Genomic DNA, 18,800 nt, shown 5'->3' with positions numbered 1-18,800 from the left:
CCCCCCCCCCCCCCTCTGTTTCTGAATCCATCGGGGCGCCCCCCCCCCCGCGGCCCCCCCCCCCCCCACTCTTACGTCGTGATTATGCGTTCACGAGCTCGTTGGCCGGAACGTACCGGTCGATGAGCGCTTCGAAGGCTGCGAGGTAGGAGCGCAGGAATGCTGCGGTCTCTTCGTTGGTGACCTCGCCGTCTTCGGTGAACAGGCCGGGCGTGGACTGCACGTAGCCTTCGGGCTGACCGAGAACGGGAGCGTTGTAGTGGCTGAAGATGGCCTTCAGGTGCTGCTGAGCCGCGGCCGTTGCGATGCCGCCGCCCGAGGTTCCGATGATGGCGACGGGCTTGCCGTCGAATGAACCCTGACCCCAGGGGCGCGCCGCCCAGTCGAGAGCGTTCTTCAGCACGCCCGGAATGGAGCGGCTGTACTCGGGGGTGACGATGATGACGCCGTCGACGTCTTCAATGGCCTGCTTGAAGGCGCGAGCCTCTTCCGGGTAGTTGGCGTCGTAGTCGGGTGAGTAGAAACCCAGGCCCTTGATCGGAATCTCTTTCAGCTCCACACCCTCGGGGGCGAGGCGCTCTAGAGCCTTGGCCAGGCGGCGGTTGATGGAGGTCGATGAGATCGAGCCGACGATGTATCCAATGGTGCGGGTCATGTTTATATTCAAACGCATGCAAATCGGGGATGCAAATCGAGACACCTCATTTCAGGTTCCTCACAGCCCACCCCCACTCCGCGCACCCGACACTTCCGGCAACACCCCGCCCTCCCCCGCACGGCGGAGGAAACAATTCCTCCCCACGGCGGATGTTCGCCGCACGGCGGCTTTCTAGATTGGAACCACAAGGGAAGGAGCGGCCATGCTGCAACTCAGTGGGATCACCAAGAACTACGGAACCAGGCAAGTGCTCGACAACGTGTCGTTCACCGTCGCTAACAACCGTCTCACCGGCTTTGTCGGTGGCAACGGTGCAGGCAAGACCACGACCATGCGCATCATCCTGGGCGTGCTCGCTGCCGATGGCGGCGACATCACTATGAACGGTCAGCCACTGCAGACGGCCCAGCGCCGTCACTTCGGCTACATGCCGGAAGAGCGTGGCCTCTACCCAAAGATGGAGGTGCTTGACCAGGTCGCCTACATTGCTCGCCTTCACGGCTACACCAAGCGCGATGCCACCCAAAAGGCCACCGCCCTCCTCGAAGAGCTCGACCTGGGTGCGCGACTGGGCGACAAGATCGAGGCACTCTCGCTCGGCAACCAGCAGCGCGTGCAGATCGCCGCGTCTCTGGTGCACGACCCCGAGGTGCTGATCCTCGATGAGCCGTTCTCTGGTCTTGACCCGATCGCGGTCGACACGGTAGCCCAGGTTCTGCAGGCACGCGCCGCCAAGGGCGTTGCGGTGCTGTTCTCCAGCCACCAGCTTGATGTTGTTGAGCGACTCTGCGACGACCTCGTCATCATCGCCGCCGGCCAGGTTCGTGCCGCCGGCAGCCGCGAGGCGTTGCGTGAACAGCACGCGTCACACCAGTACGAACTCGCCACCACGGCCGACACCGGCTGGCTGCGCTCGCAGCCAGGCATTCAGGTCACCGCGTTTGACGGCGGAACCGCGCAATTCATTGCCGCAGAACCGACTGCAGCAGACGCCGCCCTTCGCACCGCGCTCACGCACGGTGATGTCATCAGCTTCACCCCGCTGCGCCCCACACTGGCGCAGATCTTCAAGGAGGTCATCCAATGAGCGCCATCACCAGCCCCAGCTTTGGTCAGTCCACCGCCCTCGTTGCCGAGCGCGAGATCAAATCGAAGCTGCACAGCAAAGCCTTCATCATCTCCACCCTCGTTCTGTTCGGTTTGGTTCTCGCCGGAATTCTGTTCTCGGGGTTCGCGGGAGATTCCATGACGAGCGAAACGAAAGTTGCCGTCACGGGCTCCGCCTCCGCCGCCATCGGCGACGTTCCGGGCCTCGAACTCGTTGAGGTCGGCTCCGAGACCGAAGCGGAAGCCGCCGTCCGCGACGAATCTGTCGACGCGGCCCTGGTTGCAAGCGACACCTCGGTCACGGGGTTTGCGATTGTGACTCTCAACGAGGTCGACCACTCGCTGGTATCGGCCCTGTCGATCGCTCCCGAGACGCAAGTGTTGGAACCATCGGCGACCGACCCGTTCATGCGCTACATCGTGGCCATCGGCTTTGGCATCTTGTTCATGCTGGCCGCCACCATGTTTGGTGCCACCATTACGCAGTCGGTGATTGAGGAGAAGTCCACCCGCATTGTTGAGATTCTTATCTCCACCATCTCGACGCGGGCGCTCCTGGCAGGCAAGGTGCTCGGCAACACGGTACTGGCGATGATTCAGGTCATCGGCATCGTGGTGGTCACCATCATCGGGCTCACGATCACCGGCCAGGCCCACCTGCTCGGCCTGTTGGGCGCACCAATGGTGTGGTTCGCCGTGTTCTTCCTGTTCGGGTTCATCCTGCTGGCGGCGATGTTCGCGGCGGCAGCCTCGATGGTCTCCCGTCAAGAAGACGCGGGAGCAACGACCACCCCCATCACGATGCTCATCATGGTTCCGTACATTCTGATCATCATGTTCAACGACAACTCCGCCGTGCTGACCGCGATGTCTTACGTACCGTTCTCCGCCCCGGTTGGCATGCCGATGCGACTGTTCCTCGGTGAGGCGCAGTGGTGGGAGCCGCTGCTCAGCCTCGCGATTCTCATCGTCACGGCGGGTATCGCGATCCTGCTCGGAGCGAAGATCTACGACAACACGCTGCTGAAGATGGGTAGCCGCGTCTCGCTGAAAGACGCGCTGAAGGGCTAGACCACCGCGCGCTGCACCAGGATTCCGTCGGCATCTGCCCAGACGGTAAGCCCCGGAGTGAAGATGGCGCCGCCGAACGAGACGACAACGTCGAGTTCGCCGGCGCCATCTTTTGCGCTCTTGCGAGGGTTTGATCCGAGCGCCTTAATGCCAATGGGCAGGCGCGCCAATGCCAGCCGGTCGCGCACGACGCCGTTGACGATAATACCGGCCCAGCCGTGGTGCACCGCAGAGGCCCCGATCAGGTCGCCAACCAGCGCCGATTCCAGCGAGCCATCGCCGTCAATCACCAGCACCTGCCCACGCCCGTCTGTGGCAAGAATCTGCTTCACCAGTGCGTTGTCACGAAAACAACGCACCGTGCGGATGCGGCCCGAAAAGGCAGTGCGCCCACCCATGTCATTCATCGCAAGGCTGACCGAATCGAGGGCATCGCCGTGCTCGTCATAGAGATCGGCGGTCTGAAAAGCGTGGCTCATAACGGAACCATATGCGCGGTTTTCAACGCCGGCGCGCGTTGAGCGGGAGAAAGAGTGCGCCTTCTTCTGTTCTCGAAAATTTCGTCTCGCGTCATGCCAGACTGACCAGGTGACCAACCCCACAACGCCGCCCGCGAGCCCCAGCGACGACGCTGGTTCCGCATTCTCGGGTGAAACCCCCTACTCTGACATGCCCATCATGGGCGAGTCTCTTGCCCATGAAGATGGCCGCGCGCCGGAGCGCAGCGGCGGCTCGCTCTGGCGCGACCGCAACTTTCTCACCATGTGGTCAGGGCAAGCCCTGGCGCAATTGGGATCGCAGGTCGCGGAGCTCGCGATCCCAACGCTCGCGGTGTTGTTGCTGAGCGCGACCGAACTGGAGGTCGGCTACCTCAACGCCGCCGCGGTCGCCGCCTTCTTGCTGGTGGGCTTGCCCGCGGGCGCCTGGGTTGACCGCATGCGCAAGCGCCACGTGATGATCGTCGCCGATGCGGTGCGCACGCTCGCCCTGTCGGCGCTGCCGCTGCTGTGGTTTTTCGGCGATCTGCAGATGTGGCACATGTTTGTGGTGGCCGCTGTCGTCGGCATCGCCAATGTGTTCTTCGACGTCTCGTACCAGAGCCTCGTTCCGTCGCTCGTTCCCGCGAAGCAAATCGCCGAGGCCAACGGCAAACTGGAATCGACCGCGCAGGTGGCAGGCATCGCCGGGCCCGCCGTCGGCGGCTGGCTCGTTGGCGTGCTCACCGCGCCGTTCGCGATTCTCGCTACGGTCGGCACCTACGTGGTGAGCCTCATTGCCCTGATCTTCACTAAAGACACGGAACGCATTGAGCCGCGTACCGAAATGAGCTCGCTGATTTCTGACATTGGTGAGGGCTTGCGGTGGGTGTTCGGCAATCGCTATCTCAAGCGCATCGTTGCGACCACGGCGGTGAGCAACTTCTTCAGCACGCTCTCGTTTACGCTGCTGCCGATCTTCATCCTGCGCGAACTCGGGCTCTCGGTCGCCAATATGGGATTGATCTTCTCGCTCGCGGCGGTGGGCGGACTGCTCGGCGCGATGTCGGTGCGGTTCGTGGTGGCACGACTCGGGGAAGCACCCGCCATTCCCATCTCGGCAATTGGGTTCAGCCTCACCGCCATTCTGCTGCCCGTCGCAGCCATGGTTCCGTCGATCGCCTTTGCCCTGCTGATCGTGCAGGGCTTTATCGCGAGCTTCACGGTGCTGGTTTACAACATCACCCAGGTGACCTTTCGTCAACGCATCACGCCGCGGCGCCTGCTCGGCCGCATGAACGCGTCAATCCGCTTTGTGGTGTGGGGCGTGATGCCACTTTCGGCGCTGCTCGCCGGATTCTTGGGCGATCAGTATGGCGTGGTTACCACGATGTGGGTGGGCGCGATCGGGCAGGTGGTGAGCGCGCTGTTCGTGATTTTCGGGCCGTTCTGGAGCACCCGCGAACTGCCGCCCGCGATCGACGCTTAAGCGGTTGCGAACACGGCCGCGGGCATCGCGGCGTCACCCAGAAGCGCTGCTCCCACGGGGGCCGCGATGGTCGCGGGCGGCAGGAGTTGCACGCGATCGATCAGGGCGCGCGAGGCAATAAACGCCGAGCCTGCACCCCATCGGCGCAGCGTGTCAAACACCGGCTGAATGAGAGTGATTTCACCTGTCGGCGCGGCCGAGGATGTTGCGGGCGCTTGGCTGGCGGTGCCTGAGCACCCGGCGAGGGCGATGGCCGCAACGGCGAGGGTCGCAGCGGCGAGCAGAGGGCGGCTGTTCGTCATGGTCAAGTTCTCCTTTGAAACTTCGAATGAGTCGATATTCAATCCGGCGAAGATTCATGTCAAGACAATAACGATCAAATGAACATTATTGAACAACTATGCTCGGACCGTTGAGTCTCGAACCACGAGAGTCGGCAGCAAAATCATGCGCATAATCGCGCGGGTTGACCCCTGCTTGCGAACGCGATCAAAGCACAATTGCAGTGCCGCTTGACCCAGGTCACGCTTCGGCGGCGCGACGGCAGTCAGCGGCACCGCAGCCAATGAGGAGATCTCATCGTCATAGGCAATCACGGCGAAATCGTCGGGAATGCGAAGCCCCCGCTCGAGAACGCGCTCGGTGAAAGCCATCGAGTCGGCGTCTCCCAAAATGATCGCCGCCGTCACCTCTTGTGCGACGCAATCATCCAACAGTTGATCGAGCTCTTCGATGGTCACGCTGTCGCCAATTCTCGGCGGCGAGAGGTCGCGGCGCAAAACGTGCCCCTCGGTTCCGAGTGCCGCCATGGCACGCTCAAAACCGACATGCAGACTCGGCACCGTTGCCGCCGGGCGCGCGGCAAGCGCAATCCGTCGATGGCCCTGTTCGATGAGGTGATCGACCGCCATTTCGGCGCCGAGCGCGTGGTCAGAGCGCACCCATTCCAGGCTCCCCGCGAACTTTTCGTCGACACTGCGCTCGACCAGAACGATCGGCACCGTCGCCGCATCGAGTAGTTCGCGCAGCGCCGATGACTCGGTGAGCGACGCATGCGGGGTCACCATGAGCGCGTCAACGCCGCTGTCCAGGAGGCGCTGCGCTTGGCGCAACTCCTCCTCAGCCGAATAGTTCGACGCGCCGACAATCAGCCGGCAGTTCAGCTCTCGCGCCGCCTGGCTTGCCCCCCGAATAACCTCGGGAAAGTAGTAGCTCGCCGTTGGCACGATCATGCCGATCGTGGCAACCGGGCGACGCGGGCGGCCGTGCCCGTCGCGGTCACCCTGTGAGTGCGCCTGTTCATCGGCAACCGCGAGCGACAGCGCCCCGCCGTGCACCCGCGTGAGCAACCCGCGACGCTCCAACTCGACGAGGTCGCGGCGCAACGTCATTCCGGTAACCCCCAACCTTTGCGCGAAGTCTGCGCTGGTGAGCGAACCTCGAAGTTCAAGCTCGCGCAGAATCGCGTCGTGGCGCGACGCGGCTACCATGTTCCCCACCGATCATTCATGTTCACATAAACAATCAAACATACTTGTGCGATTGGCGCCACCAAATACACGAAATGGCGGGCTCCGGCGTGAGTACGCCGGAGCCCGCCAAGGGGGTGTTGTTAGGAGTCGGTCGTCAGCACGAGACCGGAACCATCAGCTGAGACGTCGACGCGGACCGTGTCGCCGTCGTGCACGTTGCCGGAAAGCAACGCGGTGGCCAGCTTGTTCTGCACCTCCGACTGAATCAGACGACGCAGCGGACGAGCACCGAAGATCGGGTCGTAGCCTCGCTCGGCAAGCCATGCCCGAGCATCGGGGGTAACCGCCAGCGTGAGGCGGCGCTCCTTCAGCCGGCGCTGCAGCTGATCGATGGCGAGTTCCACGATTTGTGACAGGTCATCGATGGTCAGCGGCTGGAACATCACGATGTCATCCAGTCGGTTGAGGAATTCCGGCTTGAACGCGTGGCGTACCAACGCCATCACGCCTTCCCGCTTCTCCTCGATCGACAACGACGGGTCGATCAGAATCGGTGAGCCGATGTTGCTCGTCAAGATGAGAATGACGTTGCTGAAGTCGACCGTGCGGCCCTGGCCGTCGGTCAATCGACCGTCATCCATCACCTGCAGCAGCACATCGAACACCTCGGGGTGCGCCTTCTCCACCTCGTCAAGCAGCACGACGCTGTAGGGGCGTCGGCGCACGGCCTCGGTGAGTTGGCCGCCGGCCTCATAGCCGACGTAGCCCGGAGGGGCACCAACGAGGCGCGAAACCGAGTGCTTCTCGCCATACTCCGACATGTCGATGCGAATCATCGCGTGCTCGTCGTCAAACAAGAATTCGGCGAGAGCCTTCGCCAACTCGGTCTTGCCGACGCCGGTGGGGCCGAGAAACAGGAAGGATCCGGTGGGGCGCCCCGGGTCGGAGATGCCCGCACGCGAGCGACGCACCGCGTCAGACACGGTACGAACCGCATCCTTCTGACCGATCAGGCGCTTGCCGAGCTCGGCCTCCAGGTGCAACAGCTTTTCGGATTCACCCTGCATCAGCTTGCCAACGGGAATGCCCGTCCACGCGGCGATAACCGCGGCGATGTCTTCGTCGGTGACCTGCTCGTTGACCATGCGCGGCTCATCGGCGACGGTCGCTTCGACCTTCTCGGCCTCCGCGATTTCGACCTCGAGACGCTTGATGGTTTCGTATTCGAGCTTGGATGCCTTCGCGTAGTCGGCCTCACGCAGCGCGCGGTCGCGCTGCGTGATCGCCTCGTCGAGCTGCTTCTTCAAGTCGCCAACGCGGTTCAGGCTCTGACGCTCTCGCGCCCACCGTTCTTCGAGCACGGCCAGCTCTCGTTCCATGCCGACGAGCTGTTCGCGAAGCGCGGCGAGGCGCTCCTTCGAAGCGGGGTCTTTTTCTTTCTTCAGCGCGAGTTCTTCGAGCTTCATGCGGTCGACCTGGCGCTTGAGCTGGTCGATTTCGACGGGCGACGAGTCAATTTCCATCTTGAGCCGCGACATCGACTCATCGACCAGGTCGATGGCCTTGTCTGGCAACTGACGGCTGGGCAGGTAGCGGTTTGACAGCGCTGCTGCCGCAACAAGGGCACTGTCGGCAATGGTGACACCGTGGTGCGCCTCGTAGCGGCCCTTGAGTCCGCGCAGAATCGCGATCGTGTCTTCAACCGTCGGCTCGCCGACGTAAACCTGCTGGAAGCGGCGCTCGAGCGCGGCATCCTTCTCAATGAATTCGCGGTACTCGTTGAGCGTGGTGGCGCCGATCAGGCGCAGTTCACCACGTGCCAACATGGGCTTGAGCATGTTGGATGCCGCGACGGAACCTTCGCCACCGCCGGCTCCCATGAGCACGTGCAGCTCATCGATGAAGGTGATGACCTTGCCGTCAGACTCGGTGATCTCTTTCAGCACGTTCTTCAGGCGTTCTTCAAACTGGCCGCGGTACATCGCGCCAGCCACAAGCGCAGACATGTCGAGCGAAATCAGCTCTTTGTCTTTCAGGCTCTCGGCAACGTCGCCCGCGACAATGCGCTGGGCGAGCCCCTCAACAACGGCGGTCTTACCGACGCCGGGTTCACCAATGAGCACGGGGTTGTTCTTGGTACGACGCGTCAACACCTGGCTAACGCGGCGGATTTCCGCATCGCGCCCAATGACGGGGTCAAGCTTTCCTTGACGGGCGCGGTCGGTGAGATTAATGCCGAACTGCTGGAGTGCGCTTTGCTGCTCCGCCTGCGCGGCGGGGTTGGTGTTGTTCATTCGTTCTCCTCTTCACAACTCAAAGTTGAGTCGATATGACTCAACTTTATCACCGCGGCCCTGCGCTCGGTAGGGGTCTGCCTGGAAAATTGCCGAGTCCTCCCCCATTAACCCCCACCCAACCACTCCGACCGGTCAAGCACCATCCCGCACGACCGTTCTGCACGTTCCGATTCGGTATGCACGCAAAATCCGCCACAACAGCACCACCCGTAACATCAGTCACACGGTTGCGTGCAGAACGGTTGCGGGCGCGGAACCACGGAGCGGACACCAAGGACGGAACCCCGCCGCGGGCCACGCGAGACCCCTGCGGCACTCCCGTGCGGGCTACGCGTCGGAGTTCTTGGGCTTCTTGGGCGGTTTCAGGCCGATCTTGCGGTGCACGGCGGTGCGGCCGCGCACGATGAAGATGCTGCCGAGTAGCCACAGCGGAACCTGCGCGAGGAAGGCAATCCGAAACGCGTCGAGCGTGTAGTTTTCGGGCGATCCGGCGCCCTGCAGGTCAAGCAGCAAACCGATCGCAAAGATCACGATGAGGGCGGAGATGAACCCACCCGCATTCACCAGGCCGGTCGCCGTGGAGAGGCGGTGTTGCGGGTTGTGGGCGCGGGCGTGATCGAAGGCGATCATCGAGGCGGGGCCGCCGGTCGCGAGGGCAAAGACCAACACGACGAGCAACCACATCGGCGCCTGCCCTGGCCACAGAATCACCGTCATCCACACCACAAACTGCAGGCCGATTGTTGGCAGCACCAAACCATACGAGCGATGAAGCGGATGCCGGCCAGATAATGTGCCAAGCACCGGACCCAGCGCCATGCCAAACAGCACGAACAGGGTCGTGATGACCGACGCCACCTCGCGCGACTGGCCCTCGCCTGCTGTCAAGAACGGCACACCCCACAGCATGATGAAGGCGGTGCCGGCAAACGGCGTGGTGAAATGCGACCAGAAGCCAAGGCGTGTTCCGGGGTTCTGCCACGCCTCACCCAGCGACTGACGGAGATCGAACGAGCTCTTGACGATGCGGATCGCGCCGGTGTCGGTGTTGACCGAAACATCGGCCGTCACGGTCGGCGGGTGGTTGCGCACAATCAGGAACACCACGATCGCAAAGACTCCCGCGGTTCCGGCGAGCGTCGCAAACGCGACCTCCCAGCTCGTGGCGTGCAACAGAATCGGCAACGGAATGAGCGAGATGAGTTGCCCGCACTGCCCAACGGTTCCGGTCAATTGCGCCATCAGCGGCGCGCGCTGCGCGGAATACCAGGTCGAGACCAAGCGCAAAACGCTGGGAAACAACGCCGCATCGCCCGCGCCGAGCAGCATGCGCGCGGCAATCGCGACGCCCACATTGGGAGAAAAGGCCATGACCAACTGCCCCACGCACATCAGCACGAGGCCGATTGTCATGATGGGGCGCGCGCCGTGGCGGTCAAGCAGAATGCCGACCGGAACCTGCATGAGCGCGTAAACCCCGAGCTGCAACACGGCAAACATCGACAGTGTTGAGGCGTCGGCTGAGAAGCGATCGGCGGCCTCAACGCCGACGGCAGACAGCGAAGAACGATTCGCGATGGAAAGAACGTAGGCGGCCACACCGACCGTCCAAATGATCCACGCCCGCACGCTTGGCGCTCGGCTCGCCTCCACGAATCCTCCTTGTTCCTTTCAATCCTGCCACCGAGCGCGATCGGTGCGTATCGTGGGGGTCACTTCTCGCAACAGAATTCGGAGCACTCATGAGCAACAACGCTTCACAACCAGGCAACGGCACCGACGCTCGGTTTAGCCAGACACCACCGGCCTCGTACTCCGGCGCCGGCCAGATGGTTCCGGGTGGCTACGCAACGCCGACTCCGCCGTTGGCGCCCGGCGCGTACCCGGCACCCGGCGGGCCGGCGGGCGGCACGCGCTATGGCAAGATCGGCGCGATCATCGCGCTGATCGGCATCGTCGTCTCGCTGTTTCACCAGCCGTTCAATTTGCTCACCCAGGTGTCATCCGTCGACGAAATTGTGCGGAATGCGACGGTCTTTACCGTGATCGGCCTCATCATTAGCCTCGCCGCATTCGTGTTCGGAATCGTGGGAATGCGATCCGACCGCGACCGATTCTTCGCCGGTGTCGCGGTGGGCATCGGTGGCGGGGTGCTGGTGTCACTCCTGGTGGGCTGGGCCATCAATTACGTCGCCTCCGAATTGATGTACTGATCACCACCCCGACGTAGGCACGGGCGGAACCACGCGAGCGTCGTCAGCACGGGCGGAACCACGCGAGCGTCGCGACACGTGCGCACGGAACCGCGCGTGCGTCGTTAGCGCCGCGCGAGCCGTTGCACCGCGTCGAGGAGCACGCCGGCCGAACGCTCCCAGCTAAACCGCGCCACGTGCTTTTCGCCGCGGGCTATCAAATCGGCGCGCGCGGCATCGTCATCGAGCTCGACGACGGCGGCCGCGACAGCCGCCGGATCGAGCGGATCGACGTACAGCGCACCGGCGCCGGCCACCTCGCGAAAGATCGGCATATCGGTGACCACGGCGGGCACGCCCAGTTCTAACGCCTCGGCGACGGGCAGGCCGTAGCCTTCATCAAGACTGAGCGTGACGAGCGCGCCATCGTCGGCAAGCGTCGCGGCAAACTCGGCGTCGCTAACACCGTTGTGAAAGACGATGTTCGTGCCGGGGGCCGCGAGCGCCTCGTAGTCTGCTCGCCGTTCCGGCGTGATGCGGCTCAGCACGTGCAGCGTTCGGCCGGGCAAATACGCCATCGCCCGCACCACGGTTTCGACGTTTTTGTACGGCATGAACGAGCCCATGTAGACGAGATTGCGCGGCGCGCCGCCGGTGACAGCGACGCCGGCTGGCAGCTGCTCGGCAAGCTTCTGCGGCGCGTTGTGAATCACGATCACCTCGCGCTTGGTGAGGTTGACGTCGCCAAACTGCCGGCGCGATTCTTCACTCACCGTCGCGACAATATCGGCACCGTTGAGGGTGATCCGCTGCGGCACATAGGTGAGGTGAAAGAGTCGCCAGCCAACGCGCACCGGCCACGGCAGATTGCGTGGCGGCGTGCGGTGGCGGTAGTAGATCATGTCGTGCAGCGTCAGGATCAGCTTGAACTTGCGCCCAGCGGAACCAAGAGTCTGCATCGGCGAGTAGACGACGTCGGGATTGAGCTTGTTGAGCAGCAGCGACGCGACGGCTTCTTTCGCCGACGTCGGGGCGTGAAACAGGTGAGTGCGCGAGCCCGCGGGCAGGAGCGCGCGCTGCGCCTCATCGTGAATCAGAAACGTGATCTCAACGTCGGCTGGCGCCGTCGCCACGAGCGCATGCGCCAGTTGGTGCGAGAACCGACTAATGCCGTCGTGAAAGTCGGTGCGAATGTAGCGCGCGTCGAAGATCAGTCGCATATCAGTCCAGCGGCTCGTTTCGGTAGAGCTTTTCGAACGTCTCGAGCGTGCGGTTGATGTCGTGAATCTTCACGCCCTCCAGCGACGCCTGCTGCATACGCGAGTACTCAGCTGGTTCCGCCGTCAGCACCCGACGCAGCTTGTCTGCGAGGTCTTCAACGTTGCCGGGTTCAAACAGGTAGCCGTTCTCGCCGTCATGAACGAGGTGCGGCAACGCAACCGCGTCGGCCGCGACGATCGGCAGCCCGGAGGCCATGGCCTCCATCGTGGCGATGGACTGCAGCTCAGCGATCGACGCGATCGTGAACACGCTGGCGCGCGTGAGGAATCCGCGGAGCTCTTCATCCGGGATGCGCCCGTGGAAGGTGACGCGGTCAGTGATGCCGAGCTGCTCGGTGAGCTCGACCAGGTTTTTGTGCTGGTCGCCGCCGCCAACGATGTCAAAGTGAATGTCAAGCTCGGGAACCAGCGACGCGATGGCACGAAGCACCACGTCAACATGCTTTTCGGTGGTGAGGCGACCGACGAAGACAACGTTCATCTTGGTGCGGGGCGACAGGTCAGCCGTGTAATTGCGCTGATCGATGCCGCAGCTGATCGGAATCACACCGGAGATATCGATGGTCTTCTCAAGAAATTCGGCCGCGCGACGCGTGGGCGTGGTGACCGCGCGCGCCATGTTGAAGGTGCGTGTTGCGTCATCCCACGCGAGTTTGAGCACCACCTTGTCAACGAGGGGCGGCATGGTGGTGAAGTCGAGAATGTTCTCGGCCATCACGTGGTTGGTGGCGATCACCGGAATGCCGCGCTTGCGGGCAATGCGCGCGAGGCCACGCCCAATGACGATGTGCGACTGAATGTGCACCACGTCGGGCTGAACCTCGCTGAGCACCTTGCGCGCGTAGTGCTTGGAACGCCACGGCCACACAAAACGCAGCCAGTCATGCGGGGTCCAGCGCACCGACGGCAGTCGGTGCATGGTGACGGGCTGACCCTCGATGATCTCGGTGTGAGTCGGGTTCTTCTTGTAGCGCGTGTTCGGCACCGAGACGTGCACATCGTGCCCACGCTCGACAAGGCCGGCGGCGAGGCGCTCGGTGAAGCGAGCGGCGCCGTTAATGTCTGGGGAGAAGGTGTCTGCACCGATCAGAATCTTCAGGGGACGCTTCGCCTGCGGGTGCCCGCTACCGGAATTTTCGGCGTCAGGCATCTGGGGTGAACTCACGAGGTATGCTGCCTTCTCTTTTTGTCGGACGCGACGGTGGCCGCGCCCAGCGCCATAACTGTACCTGGTAGCCCTGAACGGGAGCCGACCCCGCGCCGTTTTTGCCCCTCATCACGTGGTTCCGCCCCCGCGTCAGCGCCTGCCGTAGTGCAATTTGCACGACGCGACAGCAGGAGATTGACGCGGGAGAAGGAGAATCGGGCTGAAATCTCCTGCCGCCGGCGTAATCTCCTGCCACCGCGTGTGGCGTGGGGGTACGGAACCAGGGTGACGGTGTGGGGTGTGGGACTACGGTGTGGGGTGTGGAACCTGGGGTGCGGGCGCGGGGCGGGTACGAAACCAGGGGCGGAACCGGGGGCGGAACCACGGTGCGCCGGGGGTGGGAACCACAGCTTGCGCGAAGCGTGGGGTCGTAGGCTGGGGGCATGGCCAGACTCTTCGCAGAAGCCGACCCCACGACGTGGGTGGCGGTGACCGAATCCTTTGGTTTTCGGGGGCGCAGGCATCGCAAGGCGGCGCTTCGCATGTTGATGTCGCAGGCAACGGCCGCCATGGGTGGGCAGGCTCCGCGCGGCTCAAAGTTTGCCACGTGGGCGATGAGCCAGGCCGCTCCCGCGTTGATGCGCCGTGCCGCCGGGCGCGTGCTGGTGTGGGTACACAAGGCCGATCCCGAGCTGGTCGTTGTGATGGCCACGATCCAGCAGGCCACCCCTCAGCTTCGTACCGCTCGCGCCATGCGTCCGATGGAATACGACGACACGGTGAGCTTTGGCCACCCGACGCTCGGCGTCGGCGAAAAGCTCGTGATGGATGTGCCAGGCAGCACCCAGCCACCGTTTGTCACCTACACCTGGGATCGGGGCACCGATTTCGTTGAGGTGACCGCCGTGTCAGGCGATGCCAACCGCTTTCGCACCACCTTCGCCGATCTTGACGCGCTGGCGCGTGAGATCCGCGTCATCGACGATGTGACCGTTTCTGAAGGCACCCCGACGCTGCGCATCGACCCGGCATAACGGCACTTTCGCGGCCTCGCGCGTGATGCCACAATGAGCGCATGAATCAAGCCTGGCCGCGGCCCGAAACTCCCGCACAGCAGCGAGAACGTGGCCTTGCGATGCGCACGCAGGTTCCTCGGCGCGAGCTCGCCCACCTGGCGAGCGGCGCGCGCGATCCGCTCGGCATTTTGGATCGCCAGAATGCGTCGCGCGATCAGAGCCTGGTTCCGCTTCGCATGCAGCGCATGGGCGCCAGCGTCTTCGCGTTCTACCGCGGAACCGCGGCGTTGATGGCTGCGGATCTCGCCGATGCGCCGCACAGTGGAATTCTGGTCGCCTCCTGCGGTGACGCGCACGTGTCGAATTTTGGTTTCTATGCCTCGGCGCAGCGCGACCTGGTGTTTGATCTCAACGACTTCGACGAGGCCGCGTGGGCGCCGTGGGAATGGGATGTCAAGCGGCTCGCGGCGAGCATCGTGCTGGGTGCACGCGCTTCGGGTCGCAGCGATGAGGTCATCGATCAGGCCGTGCGCGCGGCCGTTGCCGCCTATGTTCGCGGCATCTCGCAGGCAACCACGATGAGCCCAACCCAGCGGTACTTCACGCACTTTGACGTCGCGGCGACCATGGGGCTTCTCGATAAAGCCGCACGAAAAGCGACGAAAGCGTCGGTACGGGCAGCGCAAAAGCGCACCGGAGAGCGCGCCGTGCGCAAACTCACCAGGGCGGGCGATGACGGCCGATTGCAGTTTGTGTTGAACCCGCCGACCATGACCGAGGCAGAGCAAGAGGTGCGCGACAACGTGCACGAGCTGGTGAACCAGTATCGCCTCAGCGCGACGCCCGATGTGGCGTTGCTGTTCGAGCACTACGCCATCAGCGACGTCGTCAAACGTGTGGTGGGCGTGGGGAGTGTCGGCACCCGGTGTTTTCTGGTGCTGCTACAAGACGGCGCGGGCAACAGCCTGCTGATGCAGCCCAAGGAGGCCGGCCGCAGCGTTCTCGTTGAGTATGGCCGCATCCCCCAGCCGGACTCGATTTCGCGATACGTCGCCGAACGCGGAGAAGGCGCCCGTGTTGTTGCCATGCAGCGCATCTTGCAGGCGCTGTCTGATCCGTTCTTGGGGCACATGCGTGGCCCCAACCGCGACTATTACGTGCGCCAGTTTCACGATATGAAGGGGGCGGTGGAGATCGAAACGCTCGACGACGGACCCTTCATCACCTACGCGCGGGCGTGCGCAGCCATGATTGCTCGCGCTCACAATCAGTCGGTTACCGCGCCGGTTGTCGCGGGCTACGTTGGCCGCGGGCGCGGTGTGGCCGAGGCGATCTTGACCTGGGCACGCGCCTACGCCGACGTATCGCAGGGCGACTATGAGGCGTTTCGGGCAGCGCACCCAGCGCCGCCCGAAACGCAACCTGCCTAGATCGCGACGTCGCCAATCAGGTTGACGACGAGCCCCATGCGCTCAAACATTGCGGCCTTAGCCAGCAGCGCCTTGTCGGCCGATTCGGCATCGTTGGCGTAGACCATTTGCACGTGGTTGGCCTTGTGGCGTGCCATGAACTGATCGCGGCTGACACCGTGCAGCACCACGTGGGCGATCGGCCATTCCGGGTTGGTGGCGTTCTTGCGACGCTCGGTTTCTGCCTCCGGCAGTTCGATAGCGGAACCACGGAAGATGTCGACCTGCAGTTGGCCGTCGGCGAGGAAGACGCGGCTCAGCACGAGCTCGCCGGCCTTGGAGACACCGTTGATGGTCGAGCCTCCTGCCGGGAAGAACACCGGGTCTTGGCGCCAGCCCTCGGCGTTCTGCCAGCCGCCGAGGTGCGACGCCGGCACGGAGCCGGAGATCTCGTACACCCACACAAACTGGCCGTCGAACTCGTCGCCCCACCGCACATCGTGCAGGGTGTTGTCGGGAACCATGCCCATCGCCGTCCACACCCGATCGGTGATGAGCGCGTCAACGGCAACACCCTCATCGGCCTCGTTGAAGTGCGGGAACGCGCGACCGGCGTGCAATTCACGCTCGCCGTCGCGGGAGAATACCGGCGGGCGCTCGGTGGAGTTGAGAATGCCCTCGGCAAGGTCAGAAGCCGGCACCAGGTCTTTCAGGCCCTGCTGGTACTGGATGCCAACGGCGTCGAGACCAAAGTCGTCGGCGATGCGGAGCGCGGCAATGTACATCTTGTACTGCCACTGCAGCTGCGTTTCGGTCAGCTCGGTCGCCTCATCGGTGCCGAGGCGGAACGTCATGCCGTGCTCGAGCAGCCAGGCACCGACAGCTGCGGCCTCCTCGTCGGTGATACGAAGCATTTCGGCGTACAGCGCTGACTGCGACAGGCGCTCCTTGTAGATGCCGGTCTGGTTGAGCAGTTCGTCATCGAAGATGGCGTTGTACATGCCCATGCAGCCCTCATCGAAGACACCGATGATGGCCTTGTCGCGCAGCAACTGGTCGCCGAGTGCGTAGCCCAGGTCACGTTCGGGCGACGGTGGCAACGCGGGCAACGCACGCACGTGCGATGCGTCGTGCGTGATGGTTCCGGTCTCTACCCATTGCTTGAGGCCGGCACGGAACCAGTCGTCGGTGAAGTCGACCGACCAGATGGTCGAGTACGGCTTATTCATCTTGGTGAGGCCGGCGTTCAGGCCCAGCAGGCCAACCAGGCCGGGCCAGTCACCGGCAAAGTTCGCGACGGTGAGAATGGGGCCGCGGTGGGTGCGCAGGCCGCCGAGCACGTGGTGGGAATACTGCCACACGGCCTCCGCGACGATGAGGGGAGCGTCGGTTGGAATCGTCTTGAAGACTTCGAGACCCATGCGCTGGCTGGAGATGAAGCCGTGACCAGTCTCGGGGTCGATGCCGTTGGCGCGAATCACGGTGATTCCCAGCTCGGCAAACGCGCGAGTGACGTCGGCCTCCATGGCGGCCTGGGTGGGCCAACCGGCGACATTTGCCGACTCGCGGAGGTCACCGGAGGCGATGAGGTAGGCGGTCTTCGGCGCCACGTCTGCGGCGGCGGGAGTGTCAGGGAAGGTGTACGTCATGACGTCTCTTTCGTGCTGGTTCTTGAGGTTTGGGGGCGCTGCGCCTGGGGTTTAGCCGTGCTGGCGGCGAGCAAGGGCGTGCTGAATATCAACGGTCTGCGTGTAAAGCGCGAGGTAGTGCGCGTAGAGCTCGTCGTAGTCGGGGCGGTTGGCGGGGTTCGGCTCAATGCGGGTGACCACCGGGTTCCACTCGGCGATCGACGGCGCCTCATCGGCCACGGCTCCGGCCGCGAGGTAGGCGGCGCCGTAGCTCGCGCCGATGGTGACCTGCGGAACCTCCTGCACCAACCCCGTAACATCGGAGACGATTTGCAACCAGAGCTGGCCTTGAACGCCGCCGCCAACGGCGACGATCCGCTCGATCTTGGCACCGGCGGCGCGCATGGTCTCGATATTGTGGCGCACGCCGAAGGCGGTTGCCTCCAGCGCCGCACGATACAGGTCGCCGCGCGTGTGCGTGAGGGTGAGGCCCGCGATCATGCCCCGCGCGTCGGGGTCAAGAATCGGGGTGCGCTCCCCCGCGAAGTACGGCAGCATGAGCAGGCCGTTGCCGCCGACACCGGCCACCTCGGCCTCAGCCAGAAGCGCCGGATAGTCGGCGCCGGTGAGATCTTTCAGCCAGGCGGTCAGGGCGCCGCTGGTGGCAAGACCACCGGCCAGATTGGTTGTGCCCGGGTAGGCGCCAATCGTGGTCCACATCGATGGCGTGCGCAGAATCTCTTTGCCCGTCGCGACAAGAAACATCGTGGTGCCGTACATCAGCATCAGGTCGCCCGGCGCGACGGCGCCCACGCTCACCGACTCGGTCCAGGCGTCAATGGTTCCGGCGATCACCGGCGTACCTTCTGCGATGCCCGTCACCGCACTCGCCGCAGCGGTGATGGTTCCGGCGATCTCCCCCGGCCACAACAGCTGCGGCTGCTCGATGCCCGCCGCGAAGCGCTGCCACCACGCATCGTGCCACCGCTGGGCGGTGACGTCGTAAAGCGGGGTCGTCTGCGATGCGGAGTGGTGATCGAGCACATAGGCGCCGGTGAGCTGGCGCGCCAGCCACGACGCCGGCATGAACAGGCGTCGGGCGCGGGCGTAGGCCGCGGGCTCGTTCTCCGCGACCCACACGATCTTGGGGCCGGCGGCCTGGGTAGTGAGGGTGGAACCTGCCACAGCGGTGATCTCGTCGGCGCCGAGCGCTGCCGTCATGCTGGCGATCTGCGCGGTGGCGCGGGTGTCGACGCCGTACAGAATCGCGGGGCGAACGGGCACATCGTCGGCATCGCCAAGCAACACGGTCGGACCCATGCCGCTCACTCCGACGGTCGTGATCACGGCGTCGGGGCGTTGCGCGCGCAATTGCGCGGCAACATCAACAAACTCCTGCCACCACACCATCGCATCGTGCTCGACGTGGCCCGCCGCCGGGCGGCTCACCTCATGACTGGCGGTCGCCTGCGCCACAATCGCGCCATCAGACGCGACCAGCACGCCCTTCGACGACGAGGTTCCGACGTCAAAACCGAGGGTGACGTTCATCGCGGCC

At 64.0% G+C, this 18,800-nt stretch carries 16 protein-coding genes; 6 read left to right on the top strand and 10 right to left on the bottom strand.

Annotation, left to right across the window (positions count from 1 at the left end):
• Positions 1–82 precede the first annotated feature (82 nt).
• Complete coding sequence (locus FVP60_RS09830; protein WP_147826115.1) at positions 83–655, bottom strand: NADPH-dependent FMN reductase; 573 nt, start codon at positions 653–655, stop codon at positions 83–85.
• A gap of 205 nt (positions 656–860) precedes the next feature.
• On the opposite strand from FVP60_RS09830, the gene FVP60_RS09825 reads away from it, so the two are divergent.
• A complete protein-coding gene (locus FVP60_RS09825) occupies positions 861–1,745 on the top strand; it encodes an ABC transporter ATP-binding protein (protein ID WP_147826114.1) in 885 nt (294 codons plus the stop codon).
• Complete coding sequence (locus FVP60_RS09820; RefSeq protein ID WP_147826113.1) at positions 1,742–2,836, top strand: ABC transporter permease; 1,095 nt, start codon at positions 1,742–1,744, stop codon at positions 2,834–2,836. The genes FVP60_RS09825 and FVP60_RS09820 overlap by 4 nt, the downstream gene beginning before the upstream one ends.
• On the opposite strand, the gene rraA is transcribed toward FVP60_RS09820, so the two are convergent.
• Complete coding sequence (rraA, locus tag FVP60_RS09815; RefSeq protein ID WP_147826112.1) at positions 2,833–3,315, bottom strand: ribonuclease E activity regulator RraA; 483 nt, start codon at positions 3,313–3,315, stop codon at positions 2,833–2,835. The genes FVP60_RS09820 and rraA overlap by 4 nt on opposite strands.
• A gap of 109 nt (positions 3,316–3,424) precedes the next feature.
• Between rraA and FVP60_RS09810 the strand changes: the two genes are divergently transcribed.
• The gene (locus tag FVP60_RS09810; RefSeq protein WP_246132555.1) at positions 3,425–4,801 is read left to right on the top strand and encodes an MFS transporter; all 1,377 of its coding nucleotides are present in this window, start codon (positions 3,425–3,427) and stop codon (positions 4,799–4,801) included.
• Here FVP60_RS09810 and FVP60_RS09805 read toward each other — a convergent pair.
• From FVP60_RS09805 to FVP60_RS09790, 4 genes are all read right to left on the bottom strand, one after another.
• Complete coding sequence (locus FVP60_RS09805) at positions 4,798–5,103, bottom strand: hypothetical protein (protein WP_147826111.1); 306 nt, start codon at positions 5,101–5,103, stop codon at positions 4,798–4,800. The two genes, FVP60_RS09810 and FVP60_RS09805, sit on opposite strands and share 4 nt — an antisense overlap.
• A gap of 96 nt (positions 5,104–5,199) precedes the next feature.
• Positions 5,200–6,291 (bottom strand): substrate-binding domain-containing protein, encoded by a 1,092-nt coding sequence (locus FVP60_RS09800; RefSeq protein WP_147826110.1) that lies wholly within the window; start codon positions 6,289–6,291, stop codon positions 5,200–5,202.
• A 122-nt stretch (positions 6,292–6,413) separates the two neighbouring features.
• The gene (locus FVP60_RS09795; protein WP_147826109.1) at positions 6,414–8,567 is read right to left on the bottom strand and encodes an ATP-dependent Clp protease ATP-binding subunit; all 2,154 of its coding nucleotides are present in this window, start codon (positions 8,565–8,567) and stop codon (positions 6,414–6,416) included.
• 330 nt (positions 8,568–8,897) lie between these two features.
• Complete coding sequence (locus FVP60_RS09790; RefSeq protein WP_246132554.1) at positions 8,898–10,223, bottom strand: MFS transporter; 1,326 nt, start codon at positions 10,221–10,223, stop codon at positions 8,898–8,900.
• A gap of 89 nt (positions 10,224–10,312) precedes the next feature.
• Between FVP60_RS09790 and FVP60_RS09785 the strand changes: the two genes are divergently transcribed.
• On the top strand, positions 10,313–10,783 hold the full coding sequence (locus tag FVP60_RS09785) for a hypothetical protein (RefSeq protein WP_147826108.1): 471 nt from the start codon (positions 10,313–10,315) through the stop codon (positions 10,781–10,783).
• Positions 10,784–10,887: 104 nt separating this feature from the next.
• Here FVP60_RS09785 and FVP60_RS09780 read toward each other — a convergent pair whose 3' ends face one another.
• Entirely contained in the window at positions 10,888–11,982 is a 1,095-nt protein-coding gene (locus FVP60_RS09780; protein ID WP_147826107.1) for a glycosyltransferase family 4 protein, read from the bottom strand.
• 1 nt (position 11,983) lies between these two features.
• A complete protein-coding gene (locus tag FVP60_RS09775; protein ID WP_147826264.1) occupies positions 11,984–13,192 on the bottom strand; it encodes a glycosyltransferase in 1,209 nt (402 codons plus the stop codon).
• A gap of 440 nt (positions 13,193–13,632) precedes the next feature.
• Here FVP60_RS09775 and FVP60_RS09770 point away from each other — a divergent pair, with 440 nt between their 5' ends.
• Both FVP60_RS09770 and FVP60_RS09765 read left to right on the top strand, forming a co-directional pair.
• Positions 13,633–14,223 (top strand): hypothetical protein, encoded by a 591-nt coding sequence (locus tag FVP60_RS09770; RefSeq protein WP_147826106.1) that lies wholly within the window; start codon positions 13,633–13,635, stop codon positions 14,221–14,223.
• A 41-nt stretch (positions 14,224–14,264) separates the two neighbouring features.
• Positions 14,265–15,635, top strand: a complete 1,371-nt coding sequence (locus FVP60_RS09765; RefSeq protein ID WP_147826105.1) for a DUF2252 domain-containing protein — start codon at positions 14,265–14,267, stop codon at positions 15,633–15,635.
• Here FVP60_RS09765 and FVP60_RS09760 read toward each other — a convergent pair.
• Entirely contained in the window at positions 15,632–17,263 is a 1,632-nt protein-coding gene (locus FVP60_RS09760) for a fucose isomerase (RefSeq protein ID WP_147826104.1), read from the bottom strand. The two genes, FVP60_RS09765 and FVP60_RS09760, sit on opposite strands and share 4 nt — an antisense overlap.
• Before the next feature lie 51 nt (positions 17,264–17,314).
• Positions 17,315–18,793, bottom strand: a complete 1,479-nt coding sequence (locus FVP60_RS09755) for an FGGY-family carbohydrate kinase (protein WP_147826103.1) — start codon at positions 18,791–18,793, stop codon at positions 17,315–17,317.
• Positions 18,794–18,800: the final 7 nt, after the last annotated feature.

Source organism: Microbacterium mitrae, from assembly GCF_008017445.1.
Taxonomy (GTDB): domain Bacteria; phylum Actinomycetota; class Actinomycetes; order Actinomycetales; family Microbacteriaceae; genus Microbacterium; species Microbacterium mitrae.
The sequence above is the reverse complement of the archived record's forward strand: the minus strand, read 5'-3'. Positions and strand labels throughout refer to the sequence as shown.

Bases quoted from the DNA above. Each gene is read 5' to 3' on its own strand.
- FVP60_RS09830 (WP_147826115.1), bottom strand. From the start codon at position 655: ATGACCCGCACCATTGGATACATCGTCGGCTCGATCTCATCGACCTCC.
- FVP60_RS09825 (WP_147826114.1), top strand. From the start codon at position 861: ATGCTGCAACTCAGTGGGATCACCAAGAACTACGGAACCAGGCAAGTG.
- FVP60_RS09820 (WP_147826113.1), top strand. From the start codon at position 1,742: ATGAGCGCCATCACCAGCCCCAGCTTTGGTCAGTCCACCGCCCTCGTT.
- rraA (WP_147826112.1), bottom strand. From the start codon at position 3,315: ATGAGCCACGCTTTTCAGACCGCCGATCTCTATGACGAGCACGGCGAT.
- FVP60_RS09805 (WP_147826111.1), bottom strand. From the start codon at position 5,103: ATGACGAACAGCCGCCCTCTGCTCGCCGCTGCGACCCTCGCCGTTGCG.
- FVP60_RS09800 (WP_147826110.1), bottom strand. From the start codon at position 6,291: ATGGTAGCCGCGTCGCGCCACGACGCGATTCTGCGCGAGCTTGAACTT.
- FVP60_RS09795 (WP_147826109.1), bottom strand. From the start codon at position 8,567: ATGAACAACACCAACCCCGCCGCGCAGGCGGAGCAGCAAAGCGCACTC.
- FVP60_RS09785 (WP_147826108.1), top strand. From the start codon at position 10,313: ATGAGCAACAACGCTTCACAACCAGGCAACGGCACCGACGCTCGGTTT.
- FVP60_RS09780 (WP_147826107.1), bottom strand. From the start codon at position 11,982: ATGCGACTGATCTTCGACGCGCGCTACATTCGCACCGACTTTCACGAC.
- FVP60_RS09775 (WP_147826264.1), bottom strand. From the start codon at position 13,192: ATGCCTGACGCCGAAAATTCCGGTAGCGGGCACCCGCAGGCGAAGCGT.
- FVP60_RS09770 (WP_147826106.1), top strand. From the start codon at position 13,633: ATGGCCAGACTCTTCGCAGAAGCCGACCCCACGACGTGGGTGGCGGTG.
- FVP60_RS09765 (WP_147826105.1), top strand. From the start codon at position 14,265: ATGAATCAAGCCTGGCCGCGGCCCGAAACTCCCGCACAGCAGCGAGAA.
- FVP60_RS09760 (WP_147826104.1), bottom strand. From the start codon at position 17,263: ATGACGTACACCTTCCCTGACACTCCCGCCGCCGCAGACGTGGCGCCG.
- FVP60_RS09755 (WP_147826103.1), bottom strand. From the start codon at position 18,793: ATGAACGTCACCCTCGGTTTTGACGTCGGAACCTCGTCGTCGAAGGGC.